Here is a 19,775-nt window from a genome sequence, read left to right as displayed (position 1 = left end):
TTAATAATGAATATACTTATGGCACTATCTCAGTTAGAAGTAACTGGTGCTGAGGTGTACGGAACGGTTTTAAGTGATGAACTTATTAGGAGAGGGAATAAAGTATATATAGTTTCAGATACTTTAACAAAACCAACAAATGCACAGTATGAAAAAATAGAGTTTAACAAAAGAAAATTTATAAATAGGGTTAGTCAAGTTAGAAAACTGCTGAAAATTATAAAAGAGAAAGATATCCAAGTTGTTCATGCTCACTCTAGAGCTTCATCTTGGAGTTGTGCTATAGCTTGTAGGATAGCTAAAATTCCATTAGTTACAACTATTCATGGAAGACAACCAGTACACCTAAGTAGAAAAATAGTTAAAGCATTTGGAGATTACTCTTTAAGTGTTTGTGAAAATATAAGAGATCATGTTGTTAATGACTTAAAAGTAAAACCAGAAAATATAACAGTTTTAAGAAATATGATAAATACAAAAGAGTATCAAAAGCAATCTGTAAGTCAAGCTACAAAAAATGAGAAGATAATATCAATCATTGGAAGATTGTCTGGCCCAAAGGGTGATGTAACATATAATCTTTTAGATATTCTACATAGAAGAAAAGATTTTAAAATCCAAGTTATCGGAGGAAAAGATATTCCTCAAAGATTTAAAAAGTTCACAGGGAATGTTGAGTTCTTAGGGTATGTTAACAATGTTTCTGAAAGAATTAGAGAATCTTCTATTGTTATAGGTGCAGGAAGAGTTGCTGTTGAAGCTATTCTTTGTGAAGTTCCTGTTTTAGCAATTGGAGAAGCTGAATCTGTTGGAATAGTAACTAAAGATAGATTAAATACAGCTTTAAAATCAAATTTTGGAGATATATCTTTAAATCATACTCCACTATTTAGATGGACAGATGTTATTCCTGAAATTGATAAGGGATTCAATATGAACAAAGATGAGTTATCTCTTTTAAGAGAAAAGGTAATTGAAGAATTTTCTATTGAAAATATTGTTCATAAAATAGAGGATGTTTATCAACAACAAATTGTTAAAAAGAAAAAATATGAGATGCCAGTAATTATGTATCATAGAGTTATTAAAGATGAAAGTGAAAAAGGTGTTCATGGAACCTATGTAACTGTAAAACAATTTGATGAGCAGATGAAATATCTAAAAAATAAAGGTTATGAAACTGTAACGTTTGAAGATTTATTAAAAAATAAGTATAAACAAAGATTTGATAAAGATAAAAAGTGGATTATGCTTACGTTCGATGATGGATATAAAGACAACTATGAAAATGCTTTTCCTATCTTGAAAAAATATCAGTTTAAAGGTATTATATACATATTAGATGGAGTTAAATATAATAAGTGGGATGTAGATGATAAAAACAATCCTGAGAAGGAGTTTCCACTTATGAATGCTGAAGAGTTACTAGAGATGCAAAAATACGGAATAGAGTTTGGCGGGCATACATCCACTCATCCTAAATTAGCAGAACTGTCACTTGAAAATGTTAAGAAAGAGATAATTTTATCTAAAAATAATATTGAAAATTTAGTTGGAAAAGAGCTTTTATCATTTGCTTATCCATACGGAAGTTTAAATGAGGATGTTAAAAAAATTGCTCAAGAATCTGGATATCAATTTGCAGTAGCAACGGACTCAGGAAGTATTACCTTCTCAGACGATCTATTTGAAATTAGAAGAGTGGGAATATTCCCAACAAACAATCTTTTCAATTTTAAAAGAAAGGTATCTGGTAGATATAACTTTATAAAAGTTAAAAGAGAAGAAAAAAGTTATGGGAAAAAGTAACTTAGGGAGGATTAATATGAAAAAAATATTATTGGGGTTATTAGCACTAACAATGTCAGCAACTATGTTTGCTGAAGATAAATTTGGAATAGGGGCTGGAATGGGATTGTCAGATAGCATGTACAAAGGTGCTGAAGATAAGGCTTATCCAATGCCATTATTAGATATCAACTACGGTGATTTTTATGTTAAAGGTGTTACTGTTGGTTATGAATTTTATAATAATGATGCTTTTGCAGCATCATTATTCTTAGATCCTTTAGCTGGATTTGCAGTAGATGCAGAAGATTTAAAATCTGGATATAACAATATAGATGATAGAAAATTCCAAGCTATGTTTGGATTAAGATTGGATGCAGACACAGGATTCTATGGAGTTAGAACTGGACTTACTGCACAAGTTGGTGAACATGGAGGAGAGGGAAAACTTAGTGCTTTCAAAGCTTATAAAGTTGATGAGAAACTTACAATTGTTCCATCTGTTCACGTTAAAGGATACAGTGGAGATTTCACTGATTACTACTTCGGTGTAAGTAAAGAGGAAGCTAGAAGAAACTCTAAAATAAATGATTCTTATAAAGCTGATACTGCTTACTCAATTGGATTAAACATCACAGCTGACTATAGATTAACTGATAACGTAGCACTTATGGCATTTTTAGGTGTAGAGAAATTCTCAAGTGAGATTTCTGATTCACCTATCGTAGAAGATGGAGTTTTATATTTAGTTGGAGTAGGAGCAAAATACTACTTCTAGAAAAATTGAGGAGAACAATAAGGATGAAATACAAAGCGATTATATGTGACTTAGATGGAACACTATTAAATGAACATCACACTATTTCAGAAGAGACACAAGAAACTATAAAAGAGATTGTAAATTCTGGTGTAAAATTTATTATAGCAACAGGAAGACATCATAACGATGCTATGACATTTAAAGATATGCTAGGATTAGATAGTTTTTTAATTACTTCGAACGGTGCTAAGGTACATGATTATAGCAATAATGAGATTATCTCTCATAATATACCTGCTGAATTAGCAAAAGATTTATTAAATTATAATTACAATGAAGAGTTACATAAAAATATCTATTTAGATGAAGAGTGGTTTGTAGAAAGACCCTTAGAGGAAGCTTTACTATTCCATAAGGAATCTGGATTCCATCATATTGTAACTCCTTTTGAAAATTTAGTTGGAAAAGATATAACTAAGTTCTTCTTTATAAGTCAAAATGAAGAGGCAATTGCTTCTTTAGAAAAAAATCTTAGAGCAGAATTTACAGAAGGATTTAATATAACTCTTTCTTTAGGGTCTTGTTTAGAGATTATGAAGGATGGAGTTTCTAAAGCAAGTGCTATAGAAGAAGTTTTAAAAAGAGAGGGGATCTGTATAAAAGATACAATCGCTTTTGGAGATGGACTAAATGACCTTGAGATGTTATCTTCTGTTGGAAGAGGGTTCATTATGGGAAATGGAAGTCCTAGATTAAAAGCTCTTCTTCCTGAGAATGAGGTTATAAAAACTAACTCTGAAAATGGAGTTGCTCAAAAACTTAGAGAGTTATTCTTATAAGATATATTTAATTTTAATATTCCTAGTTTATTTAATTAAACTAGGAATATTTTTTTATTCCACTTCATATTTCAGCAAAGATAATAATTCAAATTATAATAATCTAAATTATTATAATTTGAATTATTATAATTTTTATTGTATAATAAAAATGAGGTGATTATACATGTTTATAAATAGAGTTAAAGAGATGAATACTTTAAATAAAGAGTTTAAAAAACCAGAAAGTTTTACTGTTATATATGGAAGAAGAAGAGCAGGAAAAACAACTTTGATTAAAGAGTTTATAAAGGATAAGAAATCTTTTTACTTTTTTGCAGATAAGCAAAGTGAATATTTACAAATAGAAAGATTTAAAAATCAATTAGGTGATTTTTTTAAAGATGAGTTTATTAAAAAAATTGATATAAAAGATTGGGATACTCTTTTTGATTATTTTATTGCTAAAATAGATAGTATTGACCAAAAGTTTATACTTGTTATTGATGAGTTTCAATATCTATGTATGATTAATAAAAGTTTTTCATCAATATTTCAAAGAATATATGATGAACGATTAAAAAATAAAAATATTATGATTATATTGTGTGGTTCACTAATATCTATGATGTATTCTGAAGTTTTAGCTTATGATAGTCCTTTATTTGGAAGAAGAACTGCACAAATAAAGTTAAAGCCGATATCATTTAAATATTACAAAGAGTTCTATAGTGATATCTCAAGAGAAAAGCTAATTGAAATGTACTCTATAACTGGTGGAATTCCAAAGTATATTTTAAGTTTTGATAGAGAGGAAACACCTCTTTGGAATATTGAAAATAATATCTTTGATAGAGACAATTATTTGTATTCAGAACCTAAGTTTTTATTACAAGAAGAGATAAATGATCTCTCAAGATATTTTTCGATTCTTCAATCAATTGCTTCGGGAAATACAAAAATATCATCAATTTCTTCTCAATTACAAATAAACTCAAGTGGACTAACTCCATATATATCAAAATTAATAGAGCTTGATATTTTGGAAAAAGAAGTACCTATAACAGAGGATATTTTAAATGGTAAAAAAGCTTTATATAAGATAAAAGATAACTACTTAAATTTTTGGTTTAATTATGTATATCCATATCAAAGTTATTTAGAGATTGAAAATATAAATTTTCCTCTTGAAAAGGTGACAACAAGTTTTGATTTATGGGTATCTAAAACTTATGAGGATTTAGCTAGAGAAAGTTTACTTTGGGATAGTACAATTCCTTTTCCCATAAAATCTATTGGTAGATGGTGGGATAAAAATGAGGAGATTGATGTTGTTGCATTAGGAGAAAAAGAGATTCTTTTTGGAGAGTGTAAATGGTCAAATAAGCATGTAGGCTTAAGTGTTCTTTTCAAACTACAAGAAAAAGCTAAGAAAGTAGATAAAAAAGGAAAAAAAGAGTTCTATATCTTATTCTCAAAATCTGGATTCAGTGAAGAGTTAATAGAATATAGTAAAGTGAATTCAAATATCTTACTTAGCAATTTTTAACTTAAATAAAATATGTGAAAAAGAGAAAGAGAGAAATTATAAAAAATTTCTCTCTTTTATATTTTTTTATACTCTTTGATATTTAGAAATTGAAGATTCTTTGGAAGAACCCTTTTTTCTGCTCTTCAGGTTTTGGACGCTGAGGAGTTTTTTGTTGAATTTGTTGCTGTTGTGGTGGAGATATCACTTGAGGTGCTGGTCCAGTAACCTCTTCAGAAGACATAGCTTCTGTTTTTGAAGTAGTAGTTTGAGTAGGTACATAATAACCTAAAACTCCAGCTATACCATTTGAATATTTTCCATCTCTTTCTACAGCCATTCTTCCTCTTCTTAAAAGGAATGTTTTATCTGAAGCTGATCCATTAAGTAATCCAGATATTGGATCTAACTCTTGGTAAACAAGATCTCCATTTTTAACATGGTTATCTAAGAAGCTAAATGTTGTTGGAGTGTAGTATCCTTTTTCAATAATCTCTGTATAGAAATTTTTCCAAATAGGAGCTGCAACTCCCCCTCCAGTAGCTTTAACTAAAGGGTCATTATTATCATATCCAACATAAATTGTTGTAACGTAATCAGGAGTCATTCCCGAATACCAAACTGTTCTTGAGTTATTTGTTGTACCTGTTTTTCCACCTTGTTCAATAGGAACATTATTTATTTTAACTGTAGCTCCTTTACTCGTTCCTTGCTTAACAGAGTTTTTCATCATGTTAGTCATTAAAGCGATATCGGCACTATTAAATTTCTGTTCTATCTCTGGCTTAGCTTCATATAAGGTATTTCCAAATTTATCAATTACTTTAGATACAAAGAATGGTTTGATTGAATACCCACCATTTGCAAAAACTGCATATGATTGTGCAACTTGTAATGGAGTTCCCTCTGTAGTACCTAGAGCAGCTGTTAAGTTGTTAGGAACAACAAATCCAGCATCTATTTTCTTCATTGTGTCCATAAGAGCTGGAATTCCAACTTTATTTAAAAGTTTTATAGAAACAATATTTTGTGATCTATCAAAACCTTGCATTAAAGTCATACCATTATAGTATCTCTCTCCAAAGTTTCTTGGAGCCCAAGTACCATAAACAATTCTAGAATCCTCTACAACTAAATTTTCTTCATATCCCTTTTCTAAAGCTGTATAATAAATAAATGGTTTGAAAGATGAACCAACTTGACGTTTAGCTTGAACCGCTCTATTGAAGTTTCCTGTTTTAAATCCTTTTCCACCTATTATACTGATAACCTCTCCATTCTTAGCATCGATTGTTACCATTGCTCCTTGAAGTTTTTTATCATTTTTTAAACGCGGGTAATTTTCAAATGAAGTTTTAGCAACCTTTTGGATATTTAAATCCAGAGTTGTTTGCACAAGTAATCCATCATTATATATTTGTTTCTCTTCAAAGTTTTCAAATAAAAACTTCTGAACTAAATCTGTAAAGTCAGGTGCATTGAATTCAATTTTTTTATCAACACCATCATATACGATTGTTGTATTCTTATCCTTATAATCATTTGATGAAGCTTTCGATTCATTTACAAATTTATAATTTATAGCTGTATCAAACTCCTCTTGAGTTATTAGGTTAAACTTTAACATCTGTCTTAAAATTAATTTTTGTCTACTCAGAGATCTTTCCAAGTTAGTTCTTGGATTATACATATTAGGTCTATTAGGAATACCTGCTAAAATAGCAGCTTCAGCTAAATTGATGTCACTAATATCTTTTCTGAAAAAATTATGAGCTGCTATTTTAACACCATATGCTCCAGCACCAAAATAGATTTCATTTAAATATTTCTCCATTATCTCATCTTTAGTATATTTTCTTTCAATTTCAAATGTTATTATAATCTCTTTTATTTTTCTAGAGAATTTTTTTTCATGAGATAAAAATGCATTTCTAGCTAACTGTTGAGTGATAGTACTTCCACCTTGTGCAGCTCTACCTGATTTTAAGTTAACTATTGCAGATCCTAAAATTCTAAATGGATCAATTCCATAATGAGTTAAAAACTGTCTATCTTCTATAGCAATAAATGCTTTTTGAAGACTTTGTGGAATCTTTTCAATATCCACAGGTTCTCTTGTTTCTTTTGAAATAACGTCAATTATCTGTCCATTTCTATCATAAATAGTAGTAGGAATAGGAGGACTGTAGTTTTCAACTAACTCTGAAATATTTGGCAACTCTTTGTAATATCTATTTACTAAAAGACCTGCACCAATTCCCCCAACTATTCCTAAAGATACAATAAAGATGGCAACATATTTAAGAATTTTCCATTTCATAAAATATCTCCATTTTTAATTATTTTGACTACTTTGAATTTTTTTGTCTTAACTGTCCACAAGCACCGTCAATATCAGTTCCTTTTTCTCCTCTGATAGTAGCGTTTACTTTTCTGAAATCTTTTAAGTAGTTAAGTACTTTTTCAATCTTCTTTTGAGAAGGTCTTTGGTAATCTTTTCCTTCTACTGGGTTACAAGGAATTAAGTTTAATATATGATCAAAGTTATGAACGAAATCAGCTAAGTAAGATAAATCGTTTTCAGATACGTTGAAATCATTTATTAAAATATATTCAAATGTAATTCTTCTTTTTGTTTGTCTTTGATACTCTTGTAAAACTGGGAATAAATCAGCTAATGGGTATCTTGTGTTTATTGGCATTAACTCGCTTCTCTTCTCATCGATAGCACTGTGTAAAGAGATTGCTAATTCAACTGGGATTCTCTCTTCTAATAACTTTTCAATTCCAGGAATGATTCCAGAAGTTGAGATAGTGATTCTTCTCTTAGAAACATTAACTCCTCTTTCGCTTGAAAGAATATCTATAGCTTTTATAACGTTATCGATATTAAGCATAGGTTCTCCCATTCCCATAAATACGATATTGTTTATTTGAAGCCCTTGCTTTAATAATCTTCTCTCGATTGTATAGAATTGATTTACAATTTCATGTACATCTAAGTTTCTAGTGAATCCACCTAATCCAGTAGCACAGAATCCACACTTAACAGCACATCCAACTTGAGATGAGATGCAAAGAGTTGTTCTATCTTTGTGTCTTAAGATAACACTTTCTATCGTATTTCCATCTTCTAATTTGAATAGGAATTTTTCTGTTTTATCTATTTTAGATACTTGATGCTTTAATAGGTTTAAAAATGGAATATAAGCTTTTTCTATTAGAAGCTCTCTATCCTTTAATGATATGTTTGTCATATCGTTGATATCTCTTACAATTTTTTGGTTTAACCATGTGAAGATTTGTTTTCCGTAGAATTTCTTCATTCCTAAAGAAACGATAAAATCTGTAAGCTCTTGTTCATTTAAATTCAGTAAATTTATTTTATTTGACATATTTCCTCCATTGTTACTAATAAATACCTAATTTCCATTATAACAGATATTCCAATTATTTACAATATATTTGTAACCTCTTCCACAGAAAGCTTTCCTTTAAAGTTGGCTCTTTCAGATTTTCCCCCTCCTTTTATATCAGCTATAGTTTTTGAAAGCTCTTTTAATAACTCTCCACAGTGAAGAGATTTACTAGAAATAACTCCTCCATTCTCCCAAATTCCAATAAAAACATATTCATCAGGAATTACTTTATTTAAATTTTCTATTATATGCTTTTCATCCTTATATACGATATATTTCTTTTCATTCTTTTCTATGGTTTCGTTTATAAGAGAAGGTGCTAAAAGTTCGCAATATTTAACACTTAACTCCCTAAGCTTAGTTTCGTTTTCTTTTTTTTCAAAGTTGAACTTATCAATCATAGAGATAATCTCATTATCTCTACAACTAAAAACTCTATTTAGTTCTTTTATTGTTTTGTTTTTACTGATGAAATCATCTATTGCTCTCTCTCCAGCTAAGAAATAAAATCTAGTATAATTACCTTTTATTTTTTCGAAATTAATTATTTTAAATAATCTTATTTCAGATATATTTTTTACATGATATCCAGCACAAGCACTCGTATCTAAGCCCTCAATAGATATAATTCTAACATCTCCTACAACTTTATCACTTATCTTTTTTCTGAAAGTATCTATGTTGTTAGCTTCATCTCTAGTAAGAGTTTTCTCAAAGACCTCTTTCCCCTCTCCTATAGCTTTATTAATTTTGCTCTCTAATTCATCTACAAATGTTTCAGTCAAATCTTTAGAATCTAAGTCTACTGTAGTATATGTTTCGGTCATTCTAAATCCAACTGTATTTAAAGAGTAGTCGTTATAAGCAATAGCTGAGAAAAGATGCTGAGCTGTATGTTGAACTCCAATATCAAAAACTCTATTTTTATCTATACTATATGTATACTCTCCTGCTACTAACTCTCCTTCAACTATAATTTTTTTATCATCAAGAACAGTTATAATCTTGGTATCTCCTATAAAACCTTGGTCACCTATTTGCCCACCTTTTCCATCTATATATAGATTATGAGTTTCAACCTCTATCAACCAATTATCTTTTTCTTTTACACACGAAAGTACTTTAATCATCTTTCCTCCTAAAAACCTTGATACTTTATTTTATAATGTTATAGAGAGTATTTCAATAGTTTTATTCAGTATTCAAACTCTATCCAAAAAGTATACTTTGTGTTATACTATATATAAAAAGATATAAATATAGAGGTGTAGTTATGACTAGAGAGGAAAAAATTAAAAATACATATTTGGGTGCACATGTTTCTATACAAGGTGGAGTAGTTAATGCATTTAAAAATGCTATGGATATAGATGCGAATGGATTTGGAATGTTTGTGAAAAACCAAAGAAGATGGGATGCAAAACAGTATACAGAGGATGAAATCTTAGCTTTTAAAGATGCTATGAGAAGACATAAGTTTTTACCAGAACAGATTCTTCCACATGATGGGTATCTAATAAATTTAGGAAGTCCCGATCCTGAAAAAAGAGAGAAATCGTTAAATGCTTTTATAGATGAGATGCAAAGAGTTAATCAATTGGGATTGATATATTTAAACACTCACCCTGGGAGTCATTTAAAAGAGGTAACTGAAGATGAGTGTATAAAACTAATTGCTCAATCAATAAATGAAGCACATAAGCTTGTTCCTAATGTAATAGTAGTATTAGAAAATACAGCAGGGCAAGGTTCTAATATGGGATATAAGTTTGAACATTTAAGAGATATAATATCTTTAGTAGAAGATAAGTCTAGAATAGCTGTTTGTTTAGATACTTGTCATACTGTTGCAGCAGGATATCCTCTTTCAACAGATGAAGAATATGATTCTACAATGGAAGCTTTTGAAAGTATAGTTGGATTTAAATACTTAAAAGGAGTTCACTTAAATGATTCTATGTTTGGAGTTGGAAGTAAAAAGGATAGACACCACAGCATAGGAGAGGGAACTATCGGAATGAACTTCTTTAAAAGGTTTATGAATGATGATAGATTTAGAAATATACCTATTGTTATGGAAACTATAGATGAAAATATTTGGAAAAAAGAGATAGAGTTACTTAGAAGTTTAATAGATTAATATTAAAGACGTACGACCATGTATATTTAAACAACTTGGAAGTACGTCTTTATTTTATTATCTCGTTAACTTCTTAACAGCTTTAACTAAAGCTTTATCTTTTTCAATTTTCTCAATTTTACCCAAAAGCCAATTTAGTTCTTGGTCATTTAAACGTAGTTCATCTTTTATAAATTTTTCAAGCTTCTCTACCTCCATAGGTAGTAACTCTTTTTTTAATGAACTATTTATCTCTTGGATTGTTCTCCCACCTTCAAAGAAAAATACTAATTTTTGCCAATTGCTTAACAAATCTACTTTTCTAAGTAGCATTACAGCAGTATAGTTTAATTCTGGAAGTTCTTTAAATCCTTTCCTAGAAAGAAAAGATCTAATTTCATCATTTTTTTCAGTTTCAAAAAGAATCTCTCCAGCCTTTTTAGTATTCATAATTTTAGGCATTTTAGAAGTTCTATCTTTAAGTCTTAAATATTTCGAAAGTGTCAGGGTTCTAGTTTCTAAATAAAAATCTAGTGCAAACTCATTAAATGTTTTATTCTCTGGAATAGTTCCATTTTCTATATGCTCCATTAAAATATCTATTTTTTTAAAATCAACCATTTTAAGTATCTCCTTTGATAAAATATTGTATTCTTAAAGTTATTATAGCATGTTTTTTATTATCGAACAAATAAAAAACATGAAAAAATAATTATTTTTATAAATTTGTAATTTATGTGTTAAACGAATTTTAGTCGTTGTTACCAATATTTTATACTAGCTAAAAAATATAAAAATATTTAAAACTTGATTTTATATTTTTTAAGAATTATAATTATAATATAACAATATTAGGAGGAATAAATTGAGATTAGATAAGTTTTTAGTAGAGTGTGGAATAGGAAGTAGAAGTGAAGTAAAAAAATTAATCTCTTCTGCTTTAATTACAATAGATGGAGCTATATGTAAAGATAACAATAAGAATATAGATGAACAAAACAGTGTTATTGAATATGATGGAAGAAGAGTTATATATAAAGAGTTTAGATACTATAAGCTTTATAAAATAGATGGTTATATAACTGCAACAGAAGATAAGAAAGAAAAAACGGTTATGGATTTACTACCTGATTGGGTGAATAAAAAAGATCTATTTCCTGTTGGAAGATTAGATAAAGATACAGAGGGATTACTTATGTTTACAAATGATGGTAAGTTAGCCCACGAAGTTACTTCTCCTAAAAAACATGTAGATAAAATATATCGTGTTATTTTAAGAGATGAGATTGGAGAGGGAGAGATTGCTCAACTAGAAACAGGTGTGGATATAGGAGGATATGTAACTCAACCTGCAAAAGTAGAAGTTGTTCATTCGAAAGAGATTCTTTTAAATATAAAAGAGGGGAAATTCCATCAAGTTAAAAAAATGCTAAAAGCTGTTAACAATGAAGTTTTATATTTAAAAAGAGAAACTTTCGGAAAGTTAACTCTTGATGATATGGTTCCATGTGAAGTTAGAGAGATAGAAAGAGATGATATAATTTAAATTTCCGTATAAAAAATGATAGGACTTATTAAGAGGAGGAACATGAACGAGATTATCATTAAAGAAAAACACGAAATAAGTACCCAACGTAGAAAAAGAAAACCGAAAGAGGATAAGAAAAGTATATTTGAAATATATAAATCTCCTAAAACTATGAAGGATTATTTTTTTTATCTGAAAGATTTTTTAACATATGTATATGATGGTGATTCACCGATAGAGGGAGATGAAATAATCGAACTTATGACTGGAATTGAAAAAAGTGATATTGAGGATTATCTTTCTCATCTCATAAATGAAAGAGATATGAAAAAAACTTCTGTCAACAAAGTTATATCTTCTTTAAAATCTCTTTATAGAGAGCTCGAAAAAAATGGTTATGAAAATCCATTTAAATATATTGGACTTTTTAAAACCAGTAGAAATCTAGATAATATTTTAAAAGTATCTTTTGATGATATAAAAGAGATTCTAAAAAATTATAAAGTGAATGGAGAAAAAGAGTATAGAAACACTCTGATTCTTCATACTCTTTTTTATACTGGGATGAGAAGTCAGGAATTGTTGTCTTTACAATTTAAACATATTCTTAAAAGAAATGGAGAGTATTTTGTAAAGTTAGAAAAGACTAAAAGTGGAAGAGAGCAGTATAAACCTTTACACAATTTTTTAATAAAGAAGATTGATGATTATAAAAATTACCTAACTAATGTATATGGAGTAGATGAAGATTTTTTAGAAGAGCAGTATCTTTTTTATAGCTCTTTTGAAAAAAACAAACCACTTTCTTATAGAGGTTTGTACAATGTTATTCAAGAGATGGGAACTGTTATAAATAAAGATATCAGTCCACATAATATTCGTCATGCTATTGCAACAGAGCTTTCATTAAATGGAGCAGATTTAATAGAGATAAGAGACTTCTTAGGGCATTCAGATACAAAAGTTACAGAGGTTTATATAAATGCTAAATCACTTATTGAAAAGAGGGTCCTTGATAAAATACCAGTGCAAAGTATGGATGACGACTTTTAAAACTTTATAATATAACAAATTACAAGATTATAAAAATAATTTTAATTAAAATAACTGTTATTTTTGTTAAACAACTACATATAATTAACATTATATGTAGTTATAGTTTTATATCTTAGAAATAATAATTACTCGAAATAATTATAGGAGGTTTTTATGCATTTCATTGATTCTAATTTGATAAAAACTATATTTTCTCCTCGAAAAGGTGATGAGTATAAAGGTGATTTTGGACACACTTTAATTTTATGTGGAAGCAAAGGAAAGGTTGGAGCTGGATTTTTTTCTAGTATGGGAGCTGTAAAATCTGGTTCAGGGCTTACAACTTTAGGAAGTTATCATGAAACTTTTGATATTTTCTCTATAAAATTAAATGAAGTTATGCTCATAGATTTAGATGAAGTTAATATTTTAGAAAATTTATCTAAGTATTCAAGTATCGTTTTTGGATGCGGATTTGGTGTAAATGATAGAAATGAAACTTTACTAAAAGAGTTACTTTTAAAGTATAAAAAACCTATAGTTATAGATGCAGATGGAATTACTCTACTCTGCAAAAATAACAATTTAAATTTATTAAAATCTAGACAATTCCCCACAATTTTAACACCGCACTATGGAGAGTTTTCTAGAATGACAAATTTAGATATTGAATATATAAAATCAAATCGGATAGAACTTGGAAAAGAGTTTGCTAAAAATTATAATTGCATTTTACTTTTAAAAGATCACAAAACTTTGATTGCAGAAAATGAAAACTTTTTTATAAATACAGCCGGAAATAGTGTTATGGCTACCGGCGGAATGGGTGATGTTTTAAGTGGTATGATCGGTAGTTTTATCAGTCAAAAATACTCACCTTTAGATGCAACTATTTTAGCTACATATTTCCACGGAGATGCTGGAGATTTTTTCTCAAACTCGTATCATTCAGTAACTCCAACAGAATTATTAAATATACTTCCAAAAATAATAAAAAGAGATAGAAGTTAAATCTTTCTATCTCTTTTATATTTAAATATTTTTACTCTTTCATTGAATGAGGAATCACTATTGAAATCAATATCAGAGTTATTCCTATAACAACTCCTATCCAAGGAGTTCCTTTGAATAAAAAGTTATATTTATCACTTAAAAATATTAGAGTAGTTTTACCACCTAGTATATTTTCAAAAAGTCCTATACTTTTTAATATGGGATATGACAATGTGAACAGATACGCTCCTACTAAACCACCAATAATAACATAAATACTTTTTAGATAACCTGCACCAAAACTTGCAATAGCTGTCCCTGGACAAAGTCCAATAAACCCAAATCCAATCGCCAAAATAAAACTTCCAAAAACAACCCCTAAATTCATACTCTTTATACTAAAGTGACCTAAATCTATAATTTTAAAAACTACTGCAAAATATGTTAAACTCATACCCCAACCAATAGCAAATAAAATTATTTTCATAAGAGTTAACTCTTTTAGTTTTAACATTCTAGTAATAATAACCCTGTTTGTGGCACCCGCATAATAAAGTGCCAATCCAAATAAAATTCCGAGAGCCAAACCTAAAAATGGAATATTTCCTAAGATTAAATGCTTCATATCATTCACCTACCTTTTTCGCTATTAATATAGCTATTGGAAAAAATATAACTGTAAAAATTATACTACTTATTGCAAGTTGCATCACTCCACTCATCATGTGACCACTTGTACATCCATTTGCCATTCTCGCCCCAAAAAGTAAAAGAACTCCACCAATAAAAAGTTTAACTCTAGATATCTTGTCTTTTTCTAAAAGATTTGACATCTCTACAAAATCACTATTTTTTCTAAAAAATATTTTTCCTAGCATTCCACCTAAAAATATTCCTAAAGCGAAGATGACTCCAAAATTATATGGAACTGCGATACTTTTAGCTATTCCATCTTGATTATAATAATCTACTGTACTTTGAAACTCTTTTCCAACTCTAAAGATTATATCTTCTTGAAATGCATTTTGCATCATTCCAGAGACAACACTAAACTGAGTTGAAATTCCAACAGGTTTTATTAAAAGTAATGATATGAAAAAAACTGACCCAAGAACAATACCTTTTAAAATCCATCTATTCTTCATAATTCTCCTCCTTATAGAAAGTGTGTTCATAACCTTTTTATTCGGCAAAAAATTATTTTTTCTTTTTTATAATTTATATAAAAAAAGGAGTAGAAGACTCTACCCCTTATAAAACTATACTAACTCACCTTTTGCTATAACTTTTTTCAATTTTAAATGTTTATCTAAAATTACTATATCAGCAAAATATCCAGGTGATATTTTCCCATATTCATTATCAATGTTTACTGCTTTAGCTGGATAAAGAGTTGCCATTCTTATAGCCTCTTCTAAAGTTATATCACAGAACTTAACTAGATTTCTAACTCCTGCATCCATAGTTAAAGCTGAACCACCTAAAGTTCCATCCTCTCCAAAACATTTACCATCTTTATAGTAAACTTTATTTCCTTCAAAGTAGAAGTACTCCATATTTGTTCCTACAGGAGCAGCAGCATCAGTAACTAAGAATAATCTTTCACCCATAATTTTGATAGCTGATTTGATAGCTGAATAATGACAGTGGAAACCATCAGCAATAACTCCTGCTTTTATATCACTATCAAAAATAGCTCCTACAACTCCAGGCTCTCTATGATTGAAAGATGTCATAGCGTTGTAAAGATGAGTTGCAAGTGTAATTCCAAAACCTTCTTTTTCTTTCACTTCTTCATAAGTAGCGTTAGAATGCCCAGCAGCAACATGAATTCCCGCTGTATGAAGTTTCGAAATGATTCCTTTTTCTGTATTTTCTGGTGCTAATGTAATTATTTTTACATTTTCTTTTCCAGCAGCAACAATTTTATCTATCATAGCTTCGTCAGCTTTTCTTATAAATTTAGGATTATGGATTCCTTTTTTATCTTTAGAGATATAAGGTCCTTCTATATGTAAACCTAAAATTCCATACTTACCTTTGTTCTCAATACTTTGAACTAAATCTAAAGCTTTTTGTATATTTTCATCTCCAGTTGTAATTAATGTTGGAGTAAAAGAAGTACATCCATATTTTAAATTTGTTTTGTGCATGATTTCTAAAGTTTCTAAACTTATATTATCATTGAAAAGAACTCCTCCACAACCATTTAGTTGTAAATCTATAAATCCAGGAGTAACATATCCTTTTTCTGCATCTACAGTTTCTATATCTCCGTAAGTTGATTTTAATTCATCTTCAGATATTATATCTACTATTCTCTCTCCATCAAGAATCAAAGCTTTTCCAGTATAGAATTTATTTCCTATAAATAACTCTCCATTTATTATAGCTTTCATCAACAATTCATCTCCTTACTTTCCACAACTTTTGTATAACTCTTCTATTAGTAGATCTGTATCTAAATTAGCACTTTCAATATCTTTGAAATATCTATAAGTTCCAACTTTTAACTCTGTACAAGCAGCTTCATCAGAAACGATAATACCTTTTGGATGTAACTGAAGTGCACTGATAGTCCACATATGATTTACTCCTTGCTCAACTGCATGGTGTAAAGCTCTTGCTTTTCCATGCCCATTTACCATTATTAAAACTTCTTTTGCATCAAGAATTGTTCCAACTCCTACAGTTAAAGAAAGTTTAGGTACTCTATCAATATCTCCACCGAAGAATCTAGCATTAGCTATAATTGTATCCATAGTTAACTCTTTATCTCTAGTTCTTGAACTTAAAGATGATCCTGGCTCATTGAAAGCGATATGTCCATCAGGTCCGATTCCTCCTAAGAATAAATCAATTCCTCCAACAGCTTTTATTTTAGCTTCGTATTCTTCACACTCTTGCTTATAATCAGTTGCTAATCCATTAAGTATGTTTATATTTTCCTCTTTAATATCGATATGCTTAAAGAAGTTTTCATACATATAGTAGTGGTAACTTTGGTCATTTGCTGGAGATAATCCAACATACTCATCCATATTAAATGTAATAATGTTTTCAAATGAAATAATTCCATCTTTACAGAATTGAATTAATCTTCTATACATCTCTAAAGGTGTTCCACCAGTAGGTAGTCCTAAAACAAATGGTTTTTCAGCAGTCGGCTTTGCTGCTAATATTTTTTTAGCAACATATACAGCTGCCCAATCTCCGATATTTTTTTCTGTTATAATTACTCTCATTAAAATCACTCCCTCGATTTAATTATATATTCTATAATAAAGTTACCATTTATTTTCTTAAAAGTCAATCTTTTTAGAAACTTTTTTTCTTTAGAGTTTCATTTTTATGAATTATATTTACATTTTGAATTTTTTTACACTCTCAACTGCATCACCAATTAACTTGTTTGCTTTATCTCTATCCATTTGGATCAATTTTATATACAGTATATCTATAACTGTAAGTTGAGCCATTCTTGAAGAAAGTGAAGTTGATCTTAAATTACTTTTTTCAACAATTGTACTTAATGATACATCCCCAATATCTTTAATAGGATTTGCTGCAAATTTTGTTAATGTAATAACCTTTACCCCTCTATCTTTAAACTCTAAAATACTTTGATAAATATCTAATGTTTGTCCACTATAAGATATAACGAAAACTACATCTCCCTCTCCTGCTGTAGATGCATTTGTCAATTGAATATGTTGGTCTGTTTCAAAGATAACATTTTTTCCTAGCTCCCAAAGTTTATATTGGAAATCTCTTGCTATAATTCCAGAGAATCCTGCACCTAGTATAAATATTCTATTTGCTTTATCGATAGTCTTTGCAGCTTTTTCAATCTCTTCAAAATTTAAAATTTTATATGTATCCTCAACACTCTTGATATTTTCATAAACTACTTTTTTAGCTAAAGTCTCTGTACTATCATCAAATTGAATTTCGTCATATATTATATTGATCTCTTTTTCGTTATTTCTCATAGCTAAATCCCCAGCTAATGCTATTTTAAACTCAGGGAATCCTTTAAATCCAAGTTTTTTAGCAAATCTAACCACTGATGCCTGACTCACATCACATTTTATTGCTAAATCATAAGTATTTAATACTTTTATTTCATCTGTATTTTCTAATAAAAAATTTGATATTTTTTTCTCATTTTTAGTAAAACTCTCTTGATATTCTTTTAATTTTATAAGTGTACCACCCATTATTCATCCTCCATCTGCATATATTCTCTCTTTTTTAATTCTTTTTCTATTTCATTTAACACTTTACGTTTATTTAAACTCCATAAAGGCTCTACAACCTCTTCTTTTTTTCCATCACCAGTCACTCTATGTACAACCATATTTTCAGGAAGAGATTTTAAAATTGTTACAACCATCTCAACATATTCTTCCATTGTAAATACTTTAAATTTAATTTCATTATAAAGTTTTTCTAATCTAGTTCCTTTTATTATATGAAGCGAATGAATCTTTATACCCCAAGCACCTGAGTCAACAATACATTTAGCTGTTTTTAAAATATCTTCTCTCTCCTCATTTGGTAAACCAATAATCATATGAGTAACAAACTTTATATTTTTTTCTTTTAATTTTTTTGCTGCATTTAAATAAACTGGTAAATCATATCCTCTGTTTATAAGTTTAGCTACCTTATCATCTATAGTTTGCAATCCTAATTCTAACCAGAAGAAATAATTTTGATTAATCTCTTCTAAAAGTTGTAATACATCATCATCTATACAATCAGGTCTAGTTCCTATAGCTAAGCCTATCACTTTGGGATGATTTAATGCCTCATAATATATCTGTCTTAAATATTTTACCTCACCATATGTGTTTGTAAAATTTTGAAAATACGCAATTACTTTATTATCTTTTATTTTATCTTTCATAAATTCTAACTGCTCATCTATTTGCTCAGTTATACTCTTCCTTCTATTTCCTGCAAAATCACCACTTCCTGCATCACTACAAAATATACATCCACCGTGAGCAACTTTACCATCTCTATTCGGACAAGTAAATCCACCATCTAATGAAACCTTAAATATTTTTTCTTCAAAAGTATCTTTAAAGTAATCATTAAGTGAATAGAACCTTCTATTATTATACTTCACCATCTATCTTTTCCTTTTCTCTCTCTTTTTCTATTCTTTCCAATTTAGAGTAAATACACCCACAATAATCTTGTCTGTATAAATCATGCTCTCTAGAAAGATTAACGCTTCTTAAGTATCGACTTTTTTTCTTGAAGTCACCTCTTAAAAATTTAATACCATACTCTTCCTCTAATTCAATTCCAATTTCATTAATCCATGCTGAATTTTTCATCGGACTAATACTTAAGACAGTTGTGAAGTATTCATAGCCTAACTCTTTTGCTTTTTTTGCTGTAGCTTCCATTCTTAGTCTGTAACACTTACGACATCTAGCCCCTCCCTCCTTCTCTTTTTCAAACCCTTTTATTTTTTCTATAAAATCTTTTCCAGGACTATATTCTCCTTCTATAATAGTCATTCCAAATTCCATAGCATCATTAAAAGTATATTGTTCTTCTAATCTTGTAATATACTCCTCTTTTTCTGTAATATTAGGGTTGTAAAAATATATATCAATATCTACATATGTTTTTAAATATTCAAGTATTGCACAACTACATGGTGCACAACAAGAATGTATCAATAGTTTCTTTCCACTATTAAGTCCTATTTTATCTAGCTCTTTTTGCATTTCTAATTCATAATTTATTTTCATACAATCATTCCTT

19 protein-coding genes are annotated in these 19,775 nt (G+C 29.0%); 8 read left to right on the top strand and 11 right to left on the bottom strand.

All coding sequences use genetic code 11. From position 1 onward, the window contains the following. Positions 1-6: 6 nt before the first annotated feature. The 4 genes from Q0O83_RS01685 (at position 7) to Q0O83_RS01670 (ending at position 4,915) form a co-directional block, all read left to right on the top strand. Entirely contained in the window at positions 7-1,809 is a 1,803-nt protein-coding gene (locus Q0O83_RS01685) for a polysaccharide deacetylase family protein (protein ID WP_294093537.1), read from the top strand. Between the two features lie 16 nt (positions 1,810-1,825). Beyond that, entirely contained in the window at positions 1,826-2,566 is a 741-nt protein-coding gene (locus tag Q0O83_RS01680) for a MipA/OmpV family protein (RefSeq protein WP_294093535.1), read from the top strand. A 23-nt stretch (positions 2,567-2,589) separates the two neighbouring features. Next, a complete protein-coding gene (locus tag Q0O83_RS01675; RefSeq protein WP_294093532.1) occupies positions 2,590-3,387 on the top strand; it encodes a Cof-type HAD-IIB family hydrolase in 798 nt (265 codons plus the stop codon). A 166-nt stretch (positions 3,388-3,553) separates the two neighbouring features. Beyond that, complete coding sequence (locus Q0O83_RS01670) at positions 3,554-4,915, top strand: ATP-binding protein (protein WP_294093530.1); 1,362 nt, start codon at positions 3,554-3,556, stop codon at positions 4,913-4,915. Positions 4,916-4,997: 82 nt separating this feature from the next. Here the strand turns inward: Q0O83_RS01670 and Q0O83_RS01665 are convergent, their stop codons facing one another. The 3 genes from Q0O83_RS01665 to Q0O83_RS01655 are packed head-to-tail and all read right to left on the bottom strand — an operon-like array spanning position 4,998 to position 9,443. After that, positions 4,998-7,214 (bottom strand): transglycosylase domain-containing protein, encoded by a 2,217-nt coding sequence (locus Q0O83_RS01665; RefSeq protein ID WP_294093528.1) that lies wholly within the window; start codon positions 7,212-7,214, stop codon positions 4,998-5,000. A gap of 28 nt (positions 7,215-7,242) precedes the next feature. Then, positions 7,243-8,289, bottom strand: coding sequence for a 23S rRNA (adenine(2503)-C(2))-methyltransferase RlmN (gene rlmN / locus Q0O83_RS01660; RefSeq protein WP_294093526.1), 1,047 nt, complete (start codon positions 8,287-8,289; stop codon positions 7,243-7,245). A 59-nt stretch (positions 8,290-8,348) separates the two neighbouring features. Further along, positions 8,349-9,443: an alanyl-tRNA editing protein gene (locus tag Q0O83_RS01655; RefSeq protein ID WP_294093522.1), complete on the bottom strand. Its 1,095-nt coding sequence runs from the start codon at positions 9,441-9,443 to the stop codon at positions 8,349-8,351. A gap of 143 nt (positions 9,444-9,586) precedes the next feature. Between Q0O83_RS01655 and nfo the strand changes: the two genes are divergently transcribed. Then, positions 9,587-10,453: a deoxyribonuclease IV gene (nfo, locus tag Q0O83_RS01650; RefSeq protein ID WP_294093520.1), complete on the top strand. Its 867-nt coding sequence runs from the start codon at positions 9,587-9,589 to the stop codon at positions 10,451-10,453. 57 nt (positions 10,454-10,510) lie between these two features. On the opposite strand, the gene Q0O83_RS01645 is transcribed toward nfo, so the two are convergent. Continuing rightward, positions 10,511-11,053 (bottom strand): hypothetical protein, encoded by a 543-nt coding sequence (locus Q0O83_RS01645; RefSeq protein WP_294093518.1) that lies wholly within the window; start codon positions 11,051-11,053, stop codon positions 10,511-10,513. A 244-nt stretch (positions 11,054-11,297) separates the two neighbouring features. Here Q0O83_RS01645 and Q0O83_RS01640 point away from each other — a divergent pair, with 244 nt between their 5' ends. The 3 genes from Q0O83_RS01640 (at position 11,298) to Q0O83_RS01630 (ending at position 14,006) form a co-directional block, all read left to right on the top strand. Next, a complete protein-coding gene (locus tag Q0O83_RS01640; RefSeq protein ID WP_294093515.1) occupies positions 11,298-11,978 on the top strand; it encodes a pseudouridine synthase in 681 nt (226 codons plus the stop codon). Positions 11,979-12,020: 42 nt separating this feature from the next. After that, complete coding sequence (locus tag Q0O83_RS01635) at positions 12,021-13,013, top strand: tyrosine-type recombinase/integrase (protein WP_294093513.1); 993 nt, start codon at positions 12,021-12,023, stop codon at positions 13,011-13,013. Between the two features lie 156 nt (positions 13,014-13,169). Continuing rightward, positions 13,170-14,006, top strand: a complete 837-nt coding sequence (locus tag Q0O83_RS01630) for an NAD(P)H-hydrate dehydratase (RefSeq protein WP_294093512.1) — start codon at positions 13,170-13,172, stop codon at positions 14,004-14,006. 31 nt (positions 14,007-14,037) lie between these two features. Here the strand turns inward: Q0O83_RS01630 and Q0O83_RS01625 are convergent, their stop codons facing one another. The 7 genes from Q0O83_RS01625 to Q0O83_RS01595 all read right to left on the bottom strand — a co-directional run bounded on the left by Q0O83_RS01625 (position 14,038) and on the right by Q0O83_RS01595 (position 19,762). Next, entirely contained in the window at positions 14,038-14,613 is a 576-nt protein-coding gene (locus Q0O83_RS01625) for a YeeE/YedE thiosulfate transporter family protein (RefSeq protein ID WP_294093510.1), read from the bottom strand. A gap of 1 nt (position 14,614) precedes the next feature. Beyond that, positions 14,615-15,163, bottom strand: coding sequence for a YeeE/YedE thiosulfate transporter family protein (locus tag Q0O83_RS01620; protein ID WP_366515943.1), 549 nt, complete (start codon positions 15,161-15,163; stop codon positions 14,615-14,617). Between the two features lie 84 nt (positions 15,164-15,247). Beyond that, positions 15,248-16,387, bottom strand: a complete 1,140-nt coding sequence (nagA, locus tag Q0O83_RS01615; RefSeq protein WP_294093506.1) for an N-acetylglucosamine-6-phosphate deacetylase — start codon at positions 16,385-16,387, stop codon at positions 15,248-15,250. Between the two features lie 15 nt (positions 16,388-16,402). Then, a complete protein-coding gene (gene nagB / locus Q0O83_RS01610; RefSeq protein ID WP_294093503.1) occupies positions 16,403-17,233 on the bottom strand; it encodes a glucosamine-6-phosphate deaminase in 831 nt (276 codons plus the stop codon). A gap of 117 nt (positions 17,234-17,350) precedes the next feature. Further along, the gene (locus Q0O83_RS01605) at positions 17,351-18,208 is read right to left on the bottom strand and encodes a MurR/RpiR family transcriptional regulator (protein WP_294093501.1); all 858 of its coding nucleotides are present in this window, start codon (positions 18,206-18,208) and stop codon (positions 17,351-17,353) included. Further along, on the bottom strand, positions 18,208-19,128 hold the full coding sequence (locus Q0O83_RS01600; RefSeq protein ID WP_294093499.1) for a TIGR01212 family radical SAM protein: 921 nt from the start codon (positions 19,126-19,128) through the stop codon (positions 18,208-18,210). Before Q0O83_RS01600 ends, Q0O83_RS01605 begins: the two co-directional genes overlap by 1 nt. Further along, positions 19,115-19,762 (bottom strand): epoxyqueuosine reductase QueH, encoded by a 648-nt coding sequence (locus Q0O83_RS01595; protein ID WP_294093497.1) that lies wholly within the window; start codon positions 19,760-19,762, stop codon positions 19,115-19,117. Before Q0O83_RS01595 ends, Q0O83_RS01600 begins: the two co-directional genes overlap by 14 nt. Positions 19,763-19,775 lie beyond the last annotated feature (13 nt).

Origin of the sequence: uncultured Cetobacterium sp., from assembly GCF_945952365.1 — a bacterium.
Taxonomy (GTDB): Bacteria; Fusobacteriota; Fusobacteriia; order Fusobacteriales; family Fusobacteriaceae; genus Cetobacterium_A.
Note: the sequence above shows the minus strand (reverse complement) of the source record. Positions and strands in the feature narration are given on the sequence as shown.

What these genes read in the sequence shown, in the direction of transcription:
- Q0O83_RS01675 (WP_294093532.1), top strand. Translation starts at nt 2,590, where the DNA reads ATGAAATACAAAGCGATTATATGTGACTTAGATGGAACACTATTAAAT.
- Q0O83_RS01645 (WP_294093518.1), bottom strand. Translation starts at nt 11,053, where the DNA reads ATGGTTGATTTTAAAAAAATAGATATTTTAATGGAGCATATAGAAAAT.
- nfo (WP_294093520.1), top strand. Translation starts at nt 9,587, where the DNA reads ATGACTAGAGAGGAAAAAATTAAAAATACATATTTGGGTGCACATGTT.
- Q0O83_RS01620 (WP_366515943.1), bottom strand. Translation starts at nt 15,163, where the DNA reads ATGAACACACTTTCTATAAGGAGGAGAATTATGAAGAATAGATGGATT.
- Q0O83_RS01605 (WP_294093501.1), bottom strand. Translation starts at nt 18,208, where the DNA reads ATGGGTGGTACACTTATAAAATTAAAAGAATATCAAGAGAGTTTTACT.
- Q0O83_RS01655 (WP_294093522.1), bottom strand. Translation starts at nt 9,443, where the DNA reads ATGATTAAAGTACTTTCGTGTGTAAAAGAAAAAGATAATTGGTTGATA.
- rlmN (WP_294093526.1), bottom strand. Translation starts at nt 8,289, where the DNA reads ATGTCAAATAAAATAAATTTACTGAATTTAAATGAACAAGAGCTTACA.
- nagA (WP_294093506.1), bottom strand. Translation starts at nt 16,387, where the DNA reads ATGAAAGCTATAATAAATGGAGAGTTATTTATAGGAAATAAATTCTAT.
- Q0O83_RS01680 (WP_294093535.1), top strand. Translation starts at nt 1,826, where the DNA reads ATGAAAAAAATATTATTGGGGTTATTAGCACTAACAATGTCAGCAACT.
- Q0O83_RS01625 (WP_294093510.1), bottom strand. Translation starts at nt 14,613, where the DNA reads ATGAAGCATTTAATCTTAGGAAATATTCCATTTTTAGGTTTGGCTCTC.
- Q0O83_RS01685 (WP_294093537.1), top strand. Translation starts at nt 7, where the DNA reads ATGAATATACTTATGGCACTATCTCAGTTAGAAGTAACTGGTGCTGAG.
- Q0O83_RS01635 (WP_294093513.1), top strand. Translation starts at nt 12,021, where the DNA reads ATGAACGAGATTATCATTAAAGAAAAACACGAAATAAGTACCCAACGT.
- nagB (WP_294093503.1), bottom strand. Translation starts at nt 17,233, where the DNA reads ATGAGAGTAATTATAACAGAAAAAAATATCGGAGATTGGGCAGCTGTA.
- Q0O83_RS01600 (WP_294093499.1), bottom strand. Translation starts at nt 19,128, where the DNA reads ATGGTGAAGTATAATAATAGAAGGTTCTATTCACTTAATGATTACTTT.
- Q0O83_RS01630 (WP_294093512.1), top strand. Translation starts at nt 13,170, where the DNA reads ATGCATTTCATTGATTCTAATTTGATAAAAACTATATTTTCTCCTCGA.
- Q0O83_RS01670 (WP_294093530.1), top strand. Translation starts at nt 3,554, where the DNA reads ATGTTTATAAATAGAGTTAAAGAGATGAATACTTTAAATAAAGAGTTT.
- Q0O83_RS01595 (WP_294093497.1), bottom strand. Translation starts at nt 19,762, where the DNA reads ATGAAAATAAATTATGAATTAGAAATGCAAAAAGAGCTAGATAAAATA.
- Q0O83_RS01665 (WP_294093528.1), bottom strand. Translation starts at nt 7,214, where the DNA reads ATGAAATGGAAAATTCTTAAATATGTTGCCATCTTTATTGTATCTTTA.